The sequence below is a fragment of the Anaerostipes hominis (ex Lee et al. 2021) genome, assembly GCF_002270485.1.
Taxonomy (GTDB): domain Bacteria; phylum Bacillota; class Clostridia; order Lachnospirales; family Lachnospiraceae; genus Anaerostipes; species Anaerostipes hominis.
This window is the reverse complement of sequence record NZ_NQOG01000008.1, coordinates 44,725-61,438: the sequence shown is the minus strand read 5'-3', so window position 1 is coordinate 61,438 and position 16,714 is coordinate 44,725. Positions and strand designations below refer to the sequence as shown.

Genomic DNA, 16,714 nt, shown 5'->3' with positions numbered 1-16,714 from the left:
TGACTTTCCCTTTCTGTGGCTCTACAATATTATGCAGAACGGCAGATTCTTGTCCTGCCGAAGAATTGAAAATTAAACCTGTCAATAGAAAAGCAATGCAAAGGAGTGTGTATATCATGGCACAAAAACATGGTAACCTTTCAATTAACAGTGAGAACATTTTTCCAATTATTAAAAAATGGCTGTATTCCGATCATGATATTTTCGTCAGGGAATTGATCTCAAATGGATGCGATGCCATCACAAAACTCCGGAAACTGGCTTCCATGGGCGAATATGAATTTCCGGAAGGTCACAAAGAGGAAATCCAGGTCATCGTTGATGCTAAAGAAAAAACAATGAAGTTTATCGATACCGGCCTTGGTATGACGGCTGAGGAAGTCGAAGAATACATCACACAGATCGCGTTCTCAGGAGCCACAGAATTTTTAGAGAAATATAAGGATAAGACAGATCAGGACCAGATCATCGGACATTTCGGTCTTGGATTCTATTCTGCATTTATGGTAGCCGATAAGGTTTATATCGACAGCCTCTCTTACAAAGATGGTGCGGTTCCGGTACACTGGGAGTGCGACGGCGGTACAGAATATGACATCGAAGACGGCGTCCGGGAACAGGTCGGAACACAGATCACACTGTTTTTAAATGAAGACAGCCTGATGTTTGCCAACGAATCCAAAGTTGAAGAAGTCATTCAGAAGTACTGTTCTTTCATGCCTGTGGAAATCTTTTTGACCGATGCCAATAAAGAACAGGAATATGAGACGATCGACGAATCAGAACTGACCGAAGAGGATGTGGTTGTCGAGCATATCCATGAGGATGCAAAGACCGAAGAAAAGGAAAATGAAAACGGCGAAAAAGAAACGGTCGAGGTTTCTCCCGCAAAAGATCTGGTAAAGATCAATAAGCGCCCGGTATCTTTAAGCGATACTCATCCGCTTTGGATGAAACACCCGAACGACTGCACGGACGAAGAATACAAGGCATTTTATCATAAAGTATTTGCGGATTTCAAAGAGCCTCTGTTCTGGATTCACTTAAATATGGACTATCCGTTTAATCTGAAGGGAATCTTGTACTTCCCGCAGATCAACACGGAGTATGATTCCATCGAAGGAACCATCAAGCTTTACAACAGCCAGGTGTTCATCGCCGACAACATCAAGGAAGTCATCCCTGAATTCCTGATGCTCTTAAAAGGTGTCATCGACTGTCCGGACCTGCCGCTGAATGTTTCAAGGAGCGCTCTCCAGAACGACGGCTTTGTGAAAAAAATCTCCGACTACATTTCCAAGAAGGTTGCGGATAAACTGAGCGGCATGTGCAAGACCGACCGTGAAACCTATGAAAAATATTGGGATGATATCAGCCCGTTCATTAAATTCGGCTATATCAAGGACCAGAAATTCGGAGAAAAGATCAAAGACTACGTTCTGTTCAAGAACATGGATCAAAAGTATTTAACACTCAGTGACCTGGCTCCGGTCCCTGCCGATGAGAAAGACAAGACAACCATCTACTACATTACGGACGAAGTACAGCAGAGCCAGTATATCAATATGTTCAAAGAACAGGGTCTGGATGCCGTCATCCTGAAACACAACATTGATGCGGCGTTTATCTCTCAGCTGGAACAGCAGAATCCGAACCTGGCGTTCAAACGGATCGACGCCGATGTGGAAGGTGCCCTGAAAGAGGATTCCGAAGAAGATCTCACCGACATCACGACTGCGCTTACGGAATTATTCAGAAAGACTCTTGGAAAGGAAAATCTGGATGTCCATGTGGACAAACTGAAAAATGAAGATGTATCCGCAGTCATCACCTTATCCGAGGAGAGCCGCCGGATGCAGGATATGATGAAAATGTACGGAATGGCAGGCATGGACCCGGCCATGTTCGGAGGAGCGGAATCTCTGACCTTAAATGCCAACAACCAGCTGGTACAGTACCTGTTTAAACACGGGGACGCAGAGAATACACCGATCATCTGTGAACAGCTTTATGACCTGGCAGTTTTGAGCAACAAACAGCTCCCGGCCGATCAGATGACAAAATTCATCGCACGCAGCAATAAGATCATGCAGATGCTGACGAAATAAAATAGCCAATATTCGCAAGGGTCCTTGCAGTTGGGAGTATATATCTCAGCTGCAAGGACCCTTGTTTTTTATGGCCATGCCTGCTATGGACAGCGCGCCGATTTTTATAAATCTACTATAATTCCCCCTGCCTTTCCCTTTTTTCCAGGTCCGACATAATGGTATCATATCGTTTGTCCAGCTTATAGAGAAACAGTACTGCGATGACGATCACCCACACAAGAACAGGACCGAACTTATAAATGTTCATAATCATTGCCAGGGCAGAACCCGGCTGGACAGTACTGCCTGCAGCTGAACTTATGTAACCAGACATTCCCAGGAGACTTGTCATGGCTGCTGCTGCAAGCCCGTTTCCGATCTTTGTCCCCACAGAACCACATGCAAAGATCAGGCTTTCCTGACGCACGTGATGTTTCCACTGTCCGAATTCCACCACATCACCCAGCATTCCAAAAATAATAGAATTTAACGGCGCCAGGCAGACAGCCCGGATCACACAGCTGAACAAAAGCCACGAAAAGCTTTCCGGATCCATGAAGAATACCAGCTGTCCTGCCAGAGCAAGGACAGCCCCAAAAAGAGACATATTCCTCTTGCCAAATTTTCTGAGAAGAAGGGGACAGATACAGGTCGCTCCCATGAGCACCAGTGTCTCTGTGAAATACAGCACACTGTACATCCAGCTGTCATTATAAAGTATATATTTGCAGTAATAAGGGAGAATGGTCCCCGTCAGGCTGTAAATAACATTCTGCATCATCCACAGAATCAGCACCGCCCAAAAATACTGGTTTGTGAGTAAATACTTCATAGATTTCAGGACAGGCTGCTTATCTTTTTTTTCTTCCGCCGCCGGTATATGGACATTTTCCTTACAGTTGATAAAGCAGATCAGCAGCAGGATCAGCGCGATCACCGCCCAGATGGAAATTGTTTTGATCCAGGCTGCCTGGTCATTTCCCATAATCTTTACCAGCGGAAGCGAGCAGCCCACTGCCATGATCCGACCGAATGGGGACATCCCCATTCTTACAATGCTCAGCATATCACGTTCTGTGGAATTTCTGGTCATCATGGCGGACAGGCTTCCATAAGGCAGACTCAGCATGGTGAAGCATACGGTGTTGCAAAGGTTATACGTGATAAAAATGTATACCAGCTGCAAAAGATCTGTAGTCATGGGCACGGTGAACAAAAGCACCACGGAGACAGAGTACGGCAGCGCCATCCACAGCACCCACGGCCTTGATTTTCCCCATTTTGAGTGTGTTCGCTCCACAACAAAACCCATAATGATATCGGAGCATCCGTCAAAAAGCCTTGAGACCAGCATTACCACACCGATGGCCGCCACTGAGACACCCACATAATCCGTATAAAATATCGTCAGCAGGCTTCCAATCATTCCATAAACCACATTGATTGCCACATCGCCGGAACCGTAGGCAAAGCGCACTCTCCAGGGGATCCTTTTAAAACTATTGTCAATTTCCCTCGTCTGTTTATCCATATATTTCCTCCATAAACGTTTATTCTTATACGCTGGCTTATGCGTTGGCAAACGGGTCCAGGACCACTTCCAATGCTTCCCCTTTTTGCATGGCTTTCAGCCCTGTCTCGAAATCTTCAAGAGGAAGCTTATGGGTGATCATATTGACAAAGTCTACTTTTCTGCTGGACAAAAGATTCGCCACATTTTTCAGAGTGTAATTTCCAATAAAGTTGCCATAAACTGTGAGTCCCCTGGCCGTAATATCATTCTGGCAGATTTCCTGTCTTGCGGCCCCGTTCTGTCCAAAGAGCAGAATGCTTCCTCCGCTTTTGACTGCTGAGAGCGCATCGTTGATCAGAATTCCCACTGCGTCTATAACGATATCTGCCCCGGTTCCTTCTGTCTCACTCAGCACCTCTGTCTTTAAATCCTCTTTCGCAGGATTGATCACACGGTCCGCCCCCTGGGCTTTCGCATACTCCGTGCGGAAATCCGATACCTCGGATACAAGAACCTTTCCCGCTCCGCAGGCTTTCAGCAATGTCGTAAAATATAATCCGATCGGTCCGCCTCCCAGCACCAATGCTGTATCACCCGGCATCACCTTCAGCTTTTTCACTGCGCCCATGACACAGTTCAGCGGTTCTGCAAAAATTGCCTGCTCTAACGGGATCTCTTTTGGAATCCGCACCATTTGCCTTTCAGGGGCTACGGCATACTGGGCGAAGACTCCATCTTTATGAACACCCATGGATCCCATATGCGTACACAGATTACTATTTCCTGTCTGGCACGGTGTGCAGACTCCGCACGGCACATTGTTGTCCAGAATAATGTGGTCGCCCACTTTTAAATCGATCACATCACTGCCGATCTCTGTAACCTCACCCACACATTCGTGTCCAAGGATGATCCCCCTATTTGCCTTGATTCCGGGCGGATTGCGCAAAATATGTACATCTGTACCGCAGATGCTGGCGGCCAGGATCCTGATCTGTACATCGTCTCCATGGGAAACCTGGGGTACCGGTCTCTGTGTATATTCAAATTCTCCTAAATCTTTAAATACGATTGCATTCATTTTATCACTCATCTTCTTCTCCTTCCAGATTTTCGGTTATTTTTCATCCAAATATGCCTGATGCAGTTTCTGGCAGAACTTAAGGCTCATCGTACCGTCATGGGCCGTAATCTCCGGGCTGCGTCCGTTCTCTACACAGTCCACAAAGTTCTCAAGTTCATTATAGAATGCATCTCCCCAGCGGTTCATAAAGTCTTCCTGGCATTCCTCCACATAGCCTTTCTCTGTAAAGGCAGACACATAGTTTTTCCTCGGCACGCTGTTTATGCGGATGGTGCCTTTTGTGCCCACAATCTCAGATTCCACATGGCTGCAGGTCGCAGTTCTTCCCACCTGAATGTATGCAGTTGTCCCATTGTCCATTCTGGTCAGAGAAAATCCATTGTCATAGTCATCGTATTCTTCCAGCCCTTTGCACACATAGGCACCGCCAAAGGCATGGCAGTCCTCGGGATCTCCGTCGAGGAACCACCGTGCAAGATCTGTATCATGACTGCCCATCTCAATAAACCACGGTACATAAATTCCTTTTTTCACACCCTCCAGATGAGCGTCCAGCACCGTAGACGGATCCAGGCTGACCCCCTTAAATAAGATCGGTGTCCCGATCTCACCGTTTTTGATCTTTTTCTTTGCCTCTGCATAGGAGGGATCAAATCTCCTCATAAATCCCACGGTAAAACACTTTTCTGAATTTTGTTTTACTGCCTCTTCAATGGCCAGACAGTCCTCTACCTTTTTCGCCAGCGGCTTTTCACAAAAGATATGCTTCTTTGCCTTGCAGGCAGCCACAACCTGATCCTTGTGGGCGTCTGCTCCTGTGGCGATCAAAACCGCATCGATTTCCGGATTTTGAAGCATCTCGTCATAGTCTGTGTAGCCATAAGGAATGCCGAATTCCTCCTGGACCGCTTTCACCTGCGCCTCCCTCCTACCACATACGGCGATGACTTCTGACTGCGGAATACGGCAGTGAAGATTTCGGATACGCATACATCCCATATTTCCAATTCCTATAATTCCAAACTTGATCTTTCTCATAACTTTTTGTCCTCCTTACAGACCGGTCTTCTCCCTGATATAGTTTCTTGCCATGACTGCATATTCAAATGGATTTGCCTTTGCCGGATCCTGCTCTGCCTCAACGATGAACCAGCCCTCGTAACCCGCCTTATGAAGTTCCGAAAACACACCGTCATAATCCACACATCCGTCCCCCGGAATCGTAAAGCATCCTTCCAGCACTGCTTTCCTGAACTTGAAGCCTTCGTCATATGCCTGTTTCATTTTATCCCTGCGGATATCTTTCAGGTGCACATGTCCGATCCTGTCACCGAACATCCGGGCAGCTTCCACCGGATCCTCATCCGAGAACGTGAAATGCCCGGTATCATAGCAGAGAAATACATAACGGGGATTTGTATGGTCCATCAGCCGTTTTGTCTCTGCTGTAGTCTGTACCACCGTAGCCATATGATGGTGAAAGCATAGTTTAAACCCACGGTCTGTGGCAATCCTTCCCAACCTGTCAAGTCCCTGGCACAGCAGCTCCCACTCCTGTTCTGTGGCCTCCGGCTTGTTGTCACCAAACATAGAGGTCTCCTCCGCAAACAGACATCTTGTCAGTTCGCAGACATTGATGCGGGATGCCCCCACTGCCTCCAGAAAGTCCAGCTGTTTGATAAATGCTTTTTCATTTTTTTCGTAAGGTTCAGAGCAGAGAAAGGAAGAAAACCACTGGCTGGCGATCTCCATATTTCTCAGTTTTAAAGCCTTGTTGAGTGCTTTTGGATCGGTTGGAAACTTTCCTCCCACTTCAGTGCCCTGAAAGCCTGCCAGGGAAGCCTCGGAGACCATCTGCTCAAAGGACAGGTCTCCCCCTAACTGAGGCATATCGTCGTTTGTCCACCCGATCGGTGCGATTCCTAATTTAACATTTTGAAACTTCATGTTTCTCCTCCTTTAGCATGATTCCCACTGTCTGCTCTTTACGGATTTCAGAACAGCGCTTATGACTCCGTCCACTTTTGCCCCCATGGCAAAACTCCCCTCATAGCTGCCCCCGTTCATGGCCTGCATCAGCTCATGTGCCTGCAGGGTCTTCATATCATCAAAGGCTATGGCGATCCCTCCTGCCGGCTGGAAGTATTTGAATCCCTTGTGCTCCGGATTTAAAAGAACTGTGCGGAAACCGCAGTCACGCCCGTTGTCCTTATCTGCATCCGCCTTAAAATAAACCTGAACTTCACACATTCTCTCCAAATCATAAACCACAGTCCCTTCGGTTCCCTGGATCTCATAATAGAAGTAATTCTTTCTGCCTGTGGCAACCCGGGATGCAGAAATATCTCCGATGGCCCCATTTTTGTATTTTACAAGGAAGGTGATCAAATCATCATTTTCCACCGTGGCCATTTCGTTTTTGCCCGGAAGCGGCCGTTCTGGTATGACAATAGAGTTCACAGCATTCACCTCTTCAATATCGCCTAAGATCATCTGGGATACAGAAAGCAAATGGCTTGCCAGATCTCCCAACGCACCGGATCCGGCAAATTTATTTACATGTCTCCAGGTGATCGGCTGTTCCGGATCTAACAGCATATCCTGATCATAAGTTGCATGAATCCTCATGATCTTACCCAGTCTGCCGCTCTGCACTAAATCCTTTACATATTGATTGGCAGGATTCATAAGATTTGAAAATCCACAGTAATTTACCACATTCTTTTCTGCTGCCAAGTCCGCAAGAATCTGTGACTGCTCTCCGGACAGGGACAGCGGTTTCTCACAGAAGACATGCTTTCCGTTTTCCAGGGCAGCCTTCACCATTTCAAAGTGCATGCTGTTGGGTGTAGCCACATCTACCAGATCAATGTCCGGATCTTTTACGATGTCCGTCCAGTCTGTTGTATAACGGTTGTAACCTAAGGACTCAGCCATGTTCTTTACTTGTTCCTCATTCACATCAGAAATCATCTCAAACACCGGCACATCATCTCCGAATATCATTTTTGCGCTGTGGAATGCAGTTGTATGTGCCTTTCCCATCCATCCTGCTCCGATTAAACCAATACGAATTCCTTTCATTTTCAGATCCTCCTAACATAAGATTGTGTTCCCATTCATAATAATATATTGTCTTTTTCTGCAAGAGACCAGCGCAGTACAGCTCCTGCTGCACCACTCCTTGATTATGATAAAACATGCCGGCAAAATCATGTTTGACTCTTTACATGTTGTATCGTACAATAATCTGTACAATAAATCACTATGCAGGATTGTCAGAAAATAATAAAAAATTGCTCTTTAAGGAGAAATCGATGATTGGAGAGAACGGTGTACTGAAAGACTCAGAACGCTACTATTATGAACCTGACCCGTTTACGGCAGACTATCTGTTTTATTCGCCTCACGGAGGGATCTATCACTGTGACGGAGAATACTCTTTGAGCAGAAATTCGCTGGATGTAAACCAGATTATTCTGGTAGATTCAGGCTCACTTACAATAGAATACGAAGGTGAGACTAAAACAGCACATTCTGGAATGATCATACTTTTAGACTGCAGAAGACCACACCGCTACTACGCCAGCGGGGATCATCTGCGCATGAGATGGTTTCATTTTAAAGGCAACACCAGCCATGCTTATACGGATATGCTGTTGAATCAGCAGGGATTTGTCATCAGCTCTGCCGATCTTATTCCTGAGATTGAACATTGCTGTGAACGGATCCTGATGCTGTATGACAAGACGGAACCTTCTCCTCATGTAGCTTCCGTCTATCTGCACAGACTGCTGGCTTTACTGGCCATCACATCCAGAGAAAAGAAAAAAAGTGATCTGGAGCTTTCTATTGAAAAGACTGCAGAATACATGAAGGGGCATTTAGACGAGAAAGATATCTCTCTGGAAGTTCTTGCAGACATGGCAGGACTCAGCCATTATTATTATTTGAGAAAATTTAAAGAAATTTATGGATTGACGCCTCACAAATATCTCTTAACACAGAGACTTCGCTGCTCAAAAAAATTGCTGACCACAACCTCCCTGAGTATCGAGGAGATCGGGCTTGAATGCGGCTTTTCCAATCCATCCCATTTTATTATGGCTTTTCGGAAAAATACCGATATGACACCGTTTCAGTATAGAAATTTTTGGCGTTAAAACCTTGCAGAACCGGAAGACAATTTCAAAGCCTTCTGTGTAATCCTCCGGGATTTCGATCTGTATCCCCAGGCTGTCCGCCGTCTGCTTTGCCAGATAAAGCCCCATTCCTGTGGAATTCTTTTTCTTCTAATTTGTATCTCCCGTAAATCCTTTATCAAAAATAAACGGCAGATCATACGGCTTGACCCCGATTCCATTGTCCCTGACTGCAAGTATCACTTCACCGCATATATGCGGAAGTGAAACTTTTTCAAATACATCGTCCGTACACGCATTTTTAAGTCTTGCATAATACAGCATTATTTTTAGAATCAAGCGCCCCTGTGGGTTCGTCTGCCAGCAGAATTTCCGGTCTTAACAAGAGAGCCCTGGCCGCTGCGACCCGCTGCTTCCCATGATACCAATAAACTCATCGTCCACAACCTGAAAACTGATTCCAGCCAGGGCCTTTGTTATATTTTCTTTTTTTCCATAATACTTTTTAAGAGACTGTACCTCCATTTTTTTCTCGGTCATTTTGTATCCTTTCTCACAGTCATAGGACTCGGTTGTCTTTCTGACCTTATTATACAAAATAACACTTCTGAATAACACTTATACTTCTTGTAAGGATTCATTAAAAAAAAGAAGCGGATAAGTCCGCTTCAACTCCCTGCATCCTTTTCTCAGGAACACTGTTCTAAGATTGATTCCAGCGCCGCCTCACTGCTGCTGTGCGACCGGACGATTTTGGCCTTGCTCCTTTTCGCCTCGCAGAGGGCACATTTCACCATCTTATGGGAAACTGTATTGGTGAACAGAACAACTAAGTCAGGGCTCCCCACCTGCTTTCCCAGTTTTGCACTCATCTGAGTAAACACTTTTGCTTTGCAGTTATATTCTTTGCAGATTCTTTTATACTGACAGACCATCCGGTCGTGTCCTCCAATGATCACAACACTCATAAGCAGCCTCCTCTGTTTAAAATGGAGCCAGTCAAACCGGCTCCCGCACTTGTTATCATTTTTATTGGGCCAGCTTTACCAGGGTTTTCCCAAGGCTTATGCAGGCCGCTTTTGCATCGTCATCCGGAGTTTCATGGGCGATCAGTCCCTCTCCGCCCACAACAGATGCTCCTGCAGATTTCATACGGTCTGTCCAGTCCCGCATCCATTCTCCGTCACCCCATCCGTAGGAACCGAAAAGTGCGATCTGCTTTCCTGAAGCAAAGGCTGCTACTTCCTCAACAAATGGCTCCATTGCCGATTCCTCCAGCTGTTCTACTCCCATTGAAGGGCAGCCGAGTGCAAATGCTTTTGCATCTTTCAGTGTGTCCGCAGAGACTGATTCCACATCCACAAATTCCGCGGTCCCGCCTGCCGCCGTGACTCCCTCTGCGATGGCCTCCGCCATAATTCCTGTGTTGCCTGTGCCGCTCCAAAATGCTATGTATACTTTTGCCATGATAACTCCTTTCTTATGCCGCAACGGTCATCTTCAAAATACCCCTGCCCTGCTGATACAATTTCCAGTAGATTTCTTTACACTTCCTATATTTTTTAAATAATTTCAGTGCCTCACATTGATCGCAGTAAACCTTCCACATTCCGCAGAACCGGCAGTTCATCCCTCTGTTCTCTATAAATCCCCGAACATCCCCCAGTGGGTAATCCAGAAACACACCAATCTCGTGGGGAAAATCATCTGCCAAAAGCCTGCTTTTCAAATGGCTCAGACAGTGTCCGGCCTCTGTTCCGGAATAACCGAAATCAAAAAGCAGCTCAGCAATTCCTTCCTCCCGGAGTCTCTGATCCAGGTCTTTTCTTCGGTATACATAAACCAAGACCGACTCTTCTCTCCATTTCAGCGCTTCCAGATATAGCCCGCATGGATTCAGCCATTGATTCCAGCTGCGGATTTCCTGCCTTGCAGCCGCATTTTCCTGATAACGGTAGTTAAACAGGCTGCCGCATTTCATTCCCGCCAAAGTCGGGGCACAATGCTCTACGATTAAATCTGATAAGGTTTTCTCTCTCATGTCACACCTGCTTCATTCTTACACCGCGCGATGGTTAGTATTAACTAACTACCAACATCATATCACCCTTTTCAAAAAAAGCAAGAGAATAACTGAGAGTCATTCTCAATTATTCCCTTACCAAAAACTCGTATCATTTTAAAAGTCAATGTGGTCACTGTCTCTGTAAGAACCTTCACAGGTGGAAACCGCATCCAGAATCTTCATATCTTCAGGACTGATCGTAAAATCAAGCTTTAAATTATCCTTAATACTTTCCCTGGTCACGCTTTTTACGAGCGGTATCGTTTTATGCTGCAGTGCATACTTCACACAAAGCAGTGCCAGCGCTGTGACACCGATCAGACAAATAACTGTATTCATTCTTCATATCCTCCTTTATGATTAAAAAGCTTATCACAGAGAAAATAAAATTAGTGTCAAGGTAGAGGGTAAGGGCATTAAAACGGTGTAAAGATGTGGTATACTAGATTTTATAAATACGATAGAAAAGAGAGTTATTATGAAATTTTTAGAAAAACATCCGATGACCATGATCGTCATCGGGATCATCGGGATATCCCTTTCTGCAATTTTGGTCAAATATTCTTATGCTCCTTCGTCAGTGACCGCAGCTTACCGCCTGCTGTGGACGGTGCTTCTGATGACACCGGTGGTGCTCGGAAAAAAAAGTTATCTTGCCGAGCTCAGGCAGACAGACCGTAAAACCGTCTGTCTCTGTGCGGTCAGCGGTATTTTCCTGGCCCTGCATTTTACATTCTGGTTTGAATCCCTCTCCCACACCACCGTTGCAAGCTCCACGGCCATCGTTTGTACGGAAGTCATCTGGGTTGCCCTGGGCTTCACAATTTTTATGAAGGGACATCTGTCCCGCACTGCTGTCATAAGCATTATCTTCACTCTGGCCGGAAGCGTCCTGATCGCATTTTCCGACTCTGCCGGCTCCCACGGCAGCCTGTACGGAGACATGCTCGCCCTGGCCGCTGCCGTTTTCGTGGCGGTATATACACTGATCGGAAGGATCGCCCGGACGGAAATGTCCACGGTCAGCTATACATATATCGTATACGGATTCTGCTCCATATCTCTGGTGTTTACGTTACTGGTCCAGGGATATTCGCTTTTCGGGCATGGAAAAAGAGCGGCAGTCGTCGGGCTTTTGTTAAGTATTTTTTCTACTTTATTGGGCCACAGCATCTTCAGCTGGTGCCTGAAATTTTTCTCTCCTGCCTTTGTGTCGGCCTCTAAGCTGTGTGAGCCTGTGGTCGCATCCGTGTTTGCGGTCTTTTTGCTTCAGGAACTTCCTGCTGTCCTTCAGGTTCTGGGAGGACTCATCACGGTCGGAGGCGTGCTTCTTTACTCCAGGGCTGAAGCCAGAGAAGCCGGACAGACATCCGTGGATACTTAATATACCCGGATGACGCTGGAAACTTTCTTTGTCGTCTGCATCTCGGCAATGGTAGCCAGCGCGTCTGAGAAGTTCTGCTCTTTTACTTTTGCGGTAATGACAACCAGCTCGGCTGTCCCTTCTCTGCTGTCTTTCTGAATCACCTGGGATATGCTGACATTATATCTGCCGAGTGTATCCGCGATCTTTGCGAGCACTCCTGCCCTGTCCTCAACTTTAAGCCTCAGAAAATATCTACTCTCGATCTCATTGATCTTCTTGATCGGCAGGTCCTTATAACAGGTACAGCTGATCCTTCCACAGCAGTCAAACCGGATATTCCTTGCCACATCGATCACGTCACCCATGATGGCACTGGCCGTCGGCAGTTCTCCGGCACCTCTTCCATAAAACATAGCATCATCCACCGCGTCTCCGTGGACAAACACCGCATTAAAGGAATCATCTACCTTTGCCAGCGGATGGCCGCTTGGAATCAGCATCGGATGGACACGTACCTCTATTCCATCCGGCGTGTTCTTGGCCACACCCAAAAGCTTGATGGTACAGCCCATCTCTTTGGCATAGGAGATATCTCTGGACGTAATCTTAGTAATCCCTTCCGTATAAACATCTGAAAAAGTAACTCTGGAATTAAATGCGATAGAGGCCATAATGGCAACTTTGCGCCCCGCATCGTACCCTTCAATATCCGCCGTGGGATCTGCCTCTGCATATCCAAGTTCCGTGGCAAGCATGAGAGCATCCGAAAATTCCATTCCCTCCTGTGTCATCTTGGAGAGAATAAAATTTGTGGTGCCGTTTACGATCCCCATGACTTCGGACAGATGGTTCCCCGCCAGGCACTGCTTTAACGGACGCAGGATCGGAATGCCTCCTGCCACTGCCGCCTCGAACAGCAGATCACAGCCGTTGGCGGAAGCTTCATCCAAAAGTTCCTTTCCATGCTCTGCGATCAGGTCCTTGTTGGCAGTGACCACATGCTTTCCCACTTTCAACGCGGCATTTATGTAGGTTCTGGCAGGTTCAATCCCTCCCATCACTTCCACGACGATCCGGATATCATCATCTTCTATAATATCTTCAAAACGGTCTGTGAGCAGGCTCTGGTCGATCCCGTCCCTCTTTTTTGTCTTATCCCTCACAAGGATCTTTGCCACCGAGAGATTGGCTCCGATTTTATGGGGCATCTCTTCCCTCTGGCTCTCCACCAGCTTATAAACTCCGGTTCCCACAGTCCCGGACCCCAAAAGGCCGATCTTCAGTGTCTTTAATTCTTCCATATTCCTACCTCTTTCCTTTGGATTTCTCTTTTCAGACTATCAATTTTGGTTCCTTTAGTATATGCTCACCATCGTTTCTTTGCAAGACCTTTGGCATCATAAAATACTAACGCAGAAGTTCATGTTCGATAATAGTTGCCAGTGCTTTGTTATGAACCACGTAGCTTTCATGGCTCTCCCCCTTTAAGATCCTGAGCCTGGCTCTTGGAATCAGCCTGGCGATCTCTCTCGTCTGGCTCTCTTTGACCAGATCCCTGCTTCCGGCAAGGACCAGGGTCTTTGTCCTTATGCCCTTTAGCTGGCTTCTGGAAATATGGGGTTCTGTGAGCATTAACTTCACCTTCGGGTCCCGGGACCAAAAATAAGAAATCTTCAGCGGAATCCTGAGCTCTGCTTTCAGGCCTTCTGGATTGATATTGGCTCCGCTTATAATCAAATGGGACAAGAGCCCCGGCCTTTTGGATGCCAGCAGAAGCCCCACGATCCCACCGTCACTGAATCCATAAAAAGCCGGACTTTCAATCCTGAGCTTTTTGATAAACTGGACCATATCGGATGCCATGTCCATATAGTGAAACTCCTCTGTGCCCGAGCTTCTCCCATGTCCTCTGGCATCCGGCAGATAAAGCGTAAAATTTTTGGACAGCGGTTTTATGACCTCCCTGAAAATAGTGTGGTCTTCCCCATTGCCGTGCAGCAGGATCAGCGGCCTTCCGCTGCCGTACCTTTTATAATACATTTTGATGCTGTTTAACTGGACAAACATGACTCTCCTCCCTGTTTTTCTAAAGCCCTGACAAGACGCAGGATATTCTCCACCGCAAACGCGATGTGTTCTTCAGTGTAAAAACGGCTCTCGGAAAAATGCATCAGCCCCTGGTCCAAATGTGCCACCTGTTCAGAGTCTGCTCCCTTTTGTCTTTTGCCTCAATCCGCACCCTCACTCCGCCAAAAACCTTCATAAACACATCCACACTGCCCTCCCCTCCGTCTGCCGCAGGGATGGCAATAACTTCACTGTCCGGATATATCTCTGAAATTTTTCGGCTCATGATCCGGCACATTTCGAGGGAACTTGCGGTCCCCCGAAAAGAATCCAGGATACAAATAAACTTTTCCATTTAAAAATCCTTCTTTCTCTTACTTCATCTTACATTGATTTTTCCCGAAATTCTTCGCCTGATACATCGTCCTTACGATTATCATACGCCTTGACAATCTTTTTTTCCAGCGGTATCATAAAGTTATCATTTATTGCGCACGCAACTGTTATAAAGGAGTAGATAAGTGAAAGGCTTTTTAAAATGGATATCGACCATATCCCGGTTTACGAAAATGCAGCTGGATAAAGAATTCAAAGATCTGGGGTTTAACAGCAGCCAGCACATTTATATATTAAAAATCTGTGAAGATCCGGGCATTGCCCAGGAAGACCTGCTGACCGCGTTCAATGTCAATGCCAGCAACGTGACAAGGGCTCTTGCCCACCTGGAAAAAGAAAATTATATTGTTCGGGTGCAGAACAGGGACAACAGACGCTGCTACAACATCTATCCGACCCAAAGAGCAAAAGACGTCTGCCCGGTCATCAAAGACGCCCTGAAGCGCTGGAACTCAAAGATTCTTGAAGGCTTCACCGAAGAAGAAAAACATCTGTTTCTGGAATTCCTCACGCGGGCCGGAAACCATATGTTAGACTTTGTATATCATAGATAAGAAAGAGAGATATGAATTATGGAACAGCAGCATTCAGTTCAGGACAATCCGCTGGCCTTTGAGAGCACCGGCCGGCTCATTGCCAAATATTCCGTGCCGAGCGTGATCGCCATGCTGGTGAGCTCCCTCTACAATATTGTGGACCAGATCTTCATCGGCCAGGGTGTCGGCATGCTCGGCAATGCGGCAACCAACGTGGCGTTTCCCTTCGTCAATGTCTGCATCGCCCTTTCACTTCTCATTGGCATCGGTGGTGCCTCTAATTTTAATCTCAACATGGGGAGAGGAAAAAACGAAAAGGCAAAAAGTTTTGCCGGTACCTCTATATCTCTTCTGATCCTCTCGGGTCTTGCCTTAAGTATTTTTTCCCTTCTTTTCCTGAAACCGATCCTGATCGCCTTCGGTTCCACGAAACAGGTATTTCCCTATGCCCTGACCTACACAAGGATCACTGCACTGGGATTTCCGTTTCTGATCGCCACCAATGGGTTCTGCAATCTGATTCGGTCCGACGGCAGCCCCAGATACTCTATGGTCGTCATAGTGACAGGAGCCGTCATCAACACCTGCCTGGACCCTCTGTTTATCTTTGGATTCCATTGGGGCATCGCAGGTGGAGCCGCGGCCACGGTCATCGGCCAGGCCGTCTCCTGTGTCATGGCCGCTGTCTATCTCACAAGATTCCGGACCATGAAGCTCACAAAAGACTGTCTGAAGATCAAGGCGGATAATCTTAAGGACATTGTGTCCATCGGCATCGCCAGCTTCTTCAACCAGATTGCCATGATGGCCGTACAGATCGCTTTAAACAACACTCTGGCATACTACGGTGCCCTTTCCTCCTACGGAAGCGATATTCCGCTTGCATGTGCGGGAGTGATTATAAAGGTCAATGCATTTGTCATGGCATTTGCCATCGGCATCGCTCAGGGCTGCCAGCCCATCCTTGGCTTCAACTACGGAGCACAGCTGTACAGCCGGGTTCGTGACACCCTGAAAAAAGAGATCATAACCGTAACCGCTATTTTCTCCGCCGCATTTATCTGTTTTCAGCTGATCCCGAGGCAGATCGTCAGCATTTTCGGAGAGGGAAGCGCGGCCTATTTTCACTTTGCCGAGCGCTATTTCCGCATTTATCTTTTTATGGTATTTATAAATGGACTCCAGCCTATCGTGTCCAACTTTTTCAGTTCCATAGGGAAATCCTTGAAAGGGATGTTCTTATCCCTCACCAGGCAGATACTGTTTTTGCTCCCTCTGATCCTGCTGCTCCCTGTATTCCTCGGAATCGACGGAGTCATGTATGCAGGCCCCATCGCTGACGGGATTGCCGCTGTCACCGCCTTCTTCCTTGGCCGTCATGAATTTATTCAGATGCGGAAGCTGGAAACTTCACAGGATTCTTCTTCTGAAGCGGCAGCAGCCGTTCCCCGCTGA

General features: G+C 46.8%; 19 protein-coding genes and 1 pseudogene. 5 read left to right on the top strand and 15 right to left on the bottom strand.

Going from position 1 to position 16,714, the window contains the following annotated elements:
• Positions 1-116: 116 nt before the first annotated feature.
• A complete protein-coding gene (gene htpG / locus CI597_RS09420) occupies positions 117-2,108 on the top strand; it encodes a molecular chaperone HtpG (RefSeq protein ID WP_024728452.1) in 1,992 nt (663 codons plus the stop codon).
• 115 nt (positions 2,109-2,223) lie between these two features.
• On the opposite strand, the gene CI597_RS09415 is transcribed toward htpG, so the two are convergent.
• The 5 genes from CI597_RS09415 to CI597_RS09395 are packed head-to-tail and all read right to left on the bottom strand — an operon-like array spanning position 2,224 to position 7,771.
• Positions 2,224-3,621, bottom strand: coding sequence for an MFS transporter (locus tag CI597_RS09415; RefSeq protein ID WP_024728453.1), 1,398 nt, complete (start codon positions 3,619-3,621; stop codon positions 2,224-2,226).
• A 37-nt stretch (positions 3,622-3,658) separates the two neighbouring features.
• The gene (locus CI597_RS09410; RefSeq protein ID WP_024728454.1) at positions 3,659-4,696 is read right to left on the bottom strand and encodes a zinc-dependent alcohol dehydrogenase; all 1,038 of its coding nucleotides are present in this window, start codon (positions 4,694-4,696) and stop codon (positions 3,659-3,661) included.
• Positions 4,697-4,720: 24 nt separating this feature from the next.
• Entirely contained in the window at positions 4,721-5,725 is a 1,005-nt protein-coding gene (locus tag CI597_RS09405) for a Gfo/Idh/MocA family oxidoreductase (RefSeq protein ID WP_024728455.1), read from the bottom strand.
• A 15-nt stretch (positions 5,726-5,740) separates the two neighbouring features.
• On the bottom strand, positions 5,741-6,634 hold the full coding sequence (gene iolE / locus CI597_RS09400) for a myo-inosose-2 dehydratase (protein ID WP_024728456.1): 894 nt from the start codon (positions 6,632-6,634) through the stop codon (positions 5,741-5,743).
• A gap of 12 nt (positions 6,635-6,646) precedes the next feature.
• Positions 6,647-7,771: a Gfo/Idh/MocA family protein gene (locus CI597_RS09395; protein WP_024728457.1), complete on the bottom strand. Its 1,125-nt coding sequence runs from the start codon at positions 7,769-7,771 to the stop codon at positions 6,647-6,649.
• Between the two features lie 233 nt (positions 7,772-8,004).
• Between CI597_RS09395 and CI597_RS09390 the strand changes: the two genes are divergently transcribed.
• Positions 8,005-8,850 carry an AraC family transcriptional regulator gene (locus CI597_RS09390; protein WP_024728458.1) on the top strand — a complete coding sequence of 282 codons (846 nt, stop codon included), beginning with the start codon at positions 8,005-8,007 and terminating at the stop codon, positions 8,848-8,850.
• Positions 8,851-8,979: 129 nt separating this feature from the next.
• On the opposite strand, the gene CI597_RS18495 is transcribed toward CI597_RS09390, so the two are convergent.
• From CI597_RS18495 to CI597_RS09355, 7 genes and pseudogenes are all read right to left on the bottom strand, one after another.
• Positions 8,980-9,168, bottom strand: a complete 189-nt coding sequence (locus tag CI597_RS18495) for a hypothetical protein (RefSeq protein WP_235824590.1) — start codon at positions 9,166-9,168, stop codon at positions 8,980-8,982.
• Positions 9,143-9,244, bottom strand: a pseudogene (locus tag CI597_RS19030) (ABC transporter ATP-binding protein); the annotation flags it as partial. The gene CI597_RS18495 and the pseudogene CI597_RS19030, both read right to left, overlap by 26 nt.
• Positions 9,208-9,369 carry a hypothetical protein gene (locus CI597_RS09375; RefSeq protein ID WP_330607079.1) on the bottom strand — a complete coding sequence of 54 codons (162 nt, stop codon included), beginning with the start codon at positions 9,367-9,369 and terminating at the stop codon, positions 9,208-9,210. The pseudogene CI597_RS19030 and the gene CI597_RS09375, both read right to left, overlap by 37 nt.
• Before the next feature lie 149 nt (positions 9,370-9,518).
• Complete coding sequence (locus CI597_RS09370; RefSeq protein ID WP_006566567.1) at positions 9,519-9,797, bottom strand: DUF2325 domain-containing protein; 279 nt, start codon at positions 9,795-9,797, stop codon at positions 9,519-9,521.
• Positions 9,798-9,858: 61 nt separating this feature from the next.
• Entirely contained in the window at positions 9,859-10,296 is a 438-nt protein-coding gene (locus CI597_RS09365; protein WP_024728460.1) for a flavodoxin, read from the bottom strand.
• 13 nt (positions 10,297-10,309) lie between these two features.
• Complete coding sequence (locus CI597_RS09360) at positions 10,310-10,870, bottom strand: DUF3793 family protein (RefSeq protein ID WP_024728461.1); 561 nt, start codon at positions 10,868-10,870, stop codon at positions 10,310-10,312.
• A 138-nt stretch (positions 10,871-11,008) separates the two neighbouring features.
• Entirely contained in the window at positions 11,009-11,233 is a 225-nt protein-coding gene (locus CI597_RS09355; protein ID WP_024728462.1) for a hypothetical protein, read from the bottom strand.
• Between the two features lie 139 nt (positions 11,234-11,372).
• Between CI597_RS09355 and CI597_RS09350 the strand changes: the two genes are divergently transcribed.
• Complete coding sequence (locus CI597_RS09350; protein WP_024728463.1) at positions 11,373-12,278, top strand: DMT family transporter; 906 nt, start codon at positions 11,373-11,375, stop codon at positions 12,276-12,278.
• Here the strand turns inward: CI597_RS09350 and CI597_RS09345 are convergent.
• The 3 genes from CI597_RS09345 to CI597_RS09335 form a co-directional block, all read right to left on the bottom strand.
• Positions 12,275-13,561 (bottom strand): homoserine dehydrogenase, encoded by a 1,287-nt coding sequence (locus CI597_RS09345; protein ID WP_024728464.1) that lies wholly within the window; start codon positions 13,559-13,561, stop codon positions 12,275-12,277. The two genes, CI597_RS09350 and CI597_RS09345, sit on opposite strands and share 4 nt — an antisense overlap.
• A 106-nt stretch (positions 13,562-13,667) precedes the next feature.
• Complete coding sequence (locus CI597_RS09340; protein ID WP_024728465.1) at positions 13,668-14,327, bottom strand: alpha/beta fold hydrolase; 660 nt, start codon at positions 14,325-14,327, stop codon at positions 13,668-13,670.
• A gap of 103 nt (positions 14,328-14,430) precedes the next feature.
• Positions 14,431-14,682, bottom strand: coding sequence for a glycerate kinase (locus tag CI597_RS09335; protein ID WP_024728466.1), 252 nt, complete (start codon positions 14,680-14,682; stop codon positions 14,431-14,433).
• 166 nt (positions 14,683-14,848) lie between these two features.
• Between CI597_RS09335 and CI597_RS09330 the strand changes: the two genes are divergently transcribed.
• Together CI597_RS09330 and CI597_RS09325 are read left to right on the top strand one after the other, a co-directional pair.
• Positions 14,849-15,277: a MarR family transcriptional regulator gene (locus CI597_RS09330; protein ID WP_024728467.1), complete on the top strand. Its 429-nt coding sequence runs from the start codon at positions 14,849-14,851 to the stop codon at positions 15,275-15,277.
• 18 nt (positions 15,278-15,295) lie between these two features.
• Entirely contained in the window at positions 15,296-16,714 is a 1,419-nt protein-coding gene (locus CI597_RS09325) for an MATE family efflux transporter (protein ID WP_024728468.1), read from the top strand.

Coding starts and splice junctions, on each gene's coding strand:
- CI597_RS09360 (WP_024728461.1), bottom strand. CDS start 10,870: ATGAGAGAGAAAACCTTATCAGATTTAATCGTAGAGCATTGTGCCCCG.
- CI597_RS09355 (WP_024728462.1), bottom strand. CDS start 11,233: ATGAATACAGTTATTTGTCTGATCGGTGTCACAGCGCTGGCACTGCTT.
- htpG (WP_024728452.1), top strand. CDS start 117: ATGGCACAAAAACATGGTAACCTTTCAATTAACAGTGAGAACATTTTT.
- CI597_RS09345 (WP_024728464.1), bottom strand. CDS start 13,561: ATGGAAGAATTAAAGACACTGAAGATCGGCCTTTTGGGGTCCGGGACT.
- CI597_RS09375 (WP_330607079.1), bottom strand. CDS start 9,369: ATGACCGAGAAAAAAATGGAGGTACAGTCTCTTAAAAAGTATTATGGA.
- iolE (WP_024728456.1), bottom strand. CDS start 6,634: ATGAAGTTTCAAAATGTTAAATTAGGAATCGCACCGATCGGGTGGACA.
- CI597_RS09350 (WP_024728463.1), top strand. CDS start 11,373: ATGAAATTTTTAGAAAAACATCCGATGACCATGATCGTCATCGGGATC.
- CI597_RS09335 (WP_024728466.1), bottom strand. CDS start 14,682: ATGGAAAAGTTTATTTGTATCCTGGATTCTTTTCGGGGGACCGCAAGT.
- CI597_RS09390 (WP_024728458.1), top strand. CDS start 8,005: ATGATTGGAGAGAACGGTGTACTGAAAGACTCAGAACGCTACTATTAT.
- CI597_RS09370 (WP_006566567.1), bottom strand. CDS start 9,797: ATGAGTGTTGTGATCATTGGAGGACACGACCGGATGGTCTGTCAGTAT.
- CI597_RS09395 (WP_024728457.1), bottom strand. CDS start 7,771: ATGAAAGGAATTCGTATTGGTTTAATCGGAGCAGGATGGATGGGAAAG.
- CI597_RS09340 (WP_024728465.1), bottom strand. CDS start 14,327: ATGTTTGTCCAGTTAAACAGCATCAAAATGTATTATAAAAGGTACGGC.
- CI597_RS09365 (WP_024728460.1), bottom strand. CDS start 10,296: ATGGCAAAAGTATACATAGCATTTTGGAGCGGCACAGGCAACACAGGA.
- CI597_RS09325 (WP_024728468.1), top strand. CDS start 15,296: ATGGAACAGCAGCATTCAGTTCAGGACAATCCGCTGGCCTTTGAGAGC.
- CI597_RS09405 (WP_024728455.1), bottom strand. CDS start 5,725: ATGAGAAAGATCAAGTTTGGAATTATAGGAATTGGAAATATGGGATGT.
- CI597_RS09410 (WP_024728454.1), bottom strand. CDS start 4,696: ATGAGTGATAAAATGAATGCAATCGTATTTAAAGATTTAGGAGAATTT.
- CI597_RS09415 (WP_024728453.1), bottom strand. CDS start 3,621: ATGGATAAACAGACGAGGGAAATTGACAATAGTTTTAAAAGGATCCCC.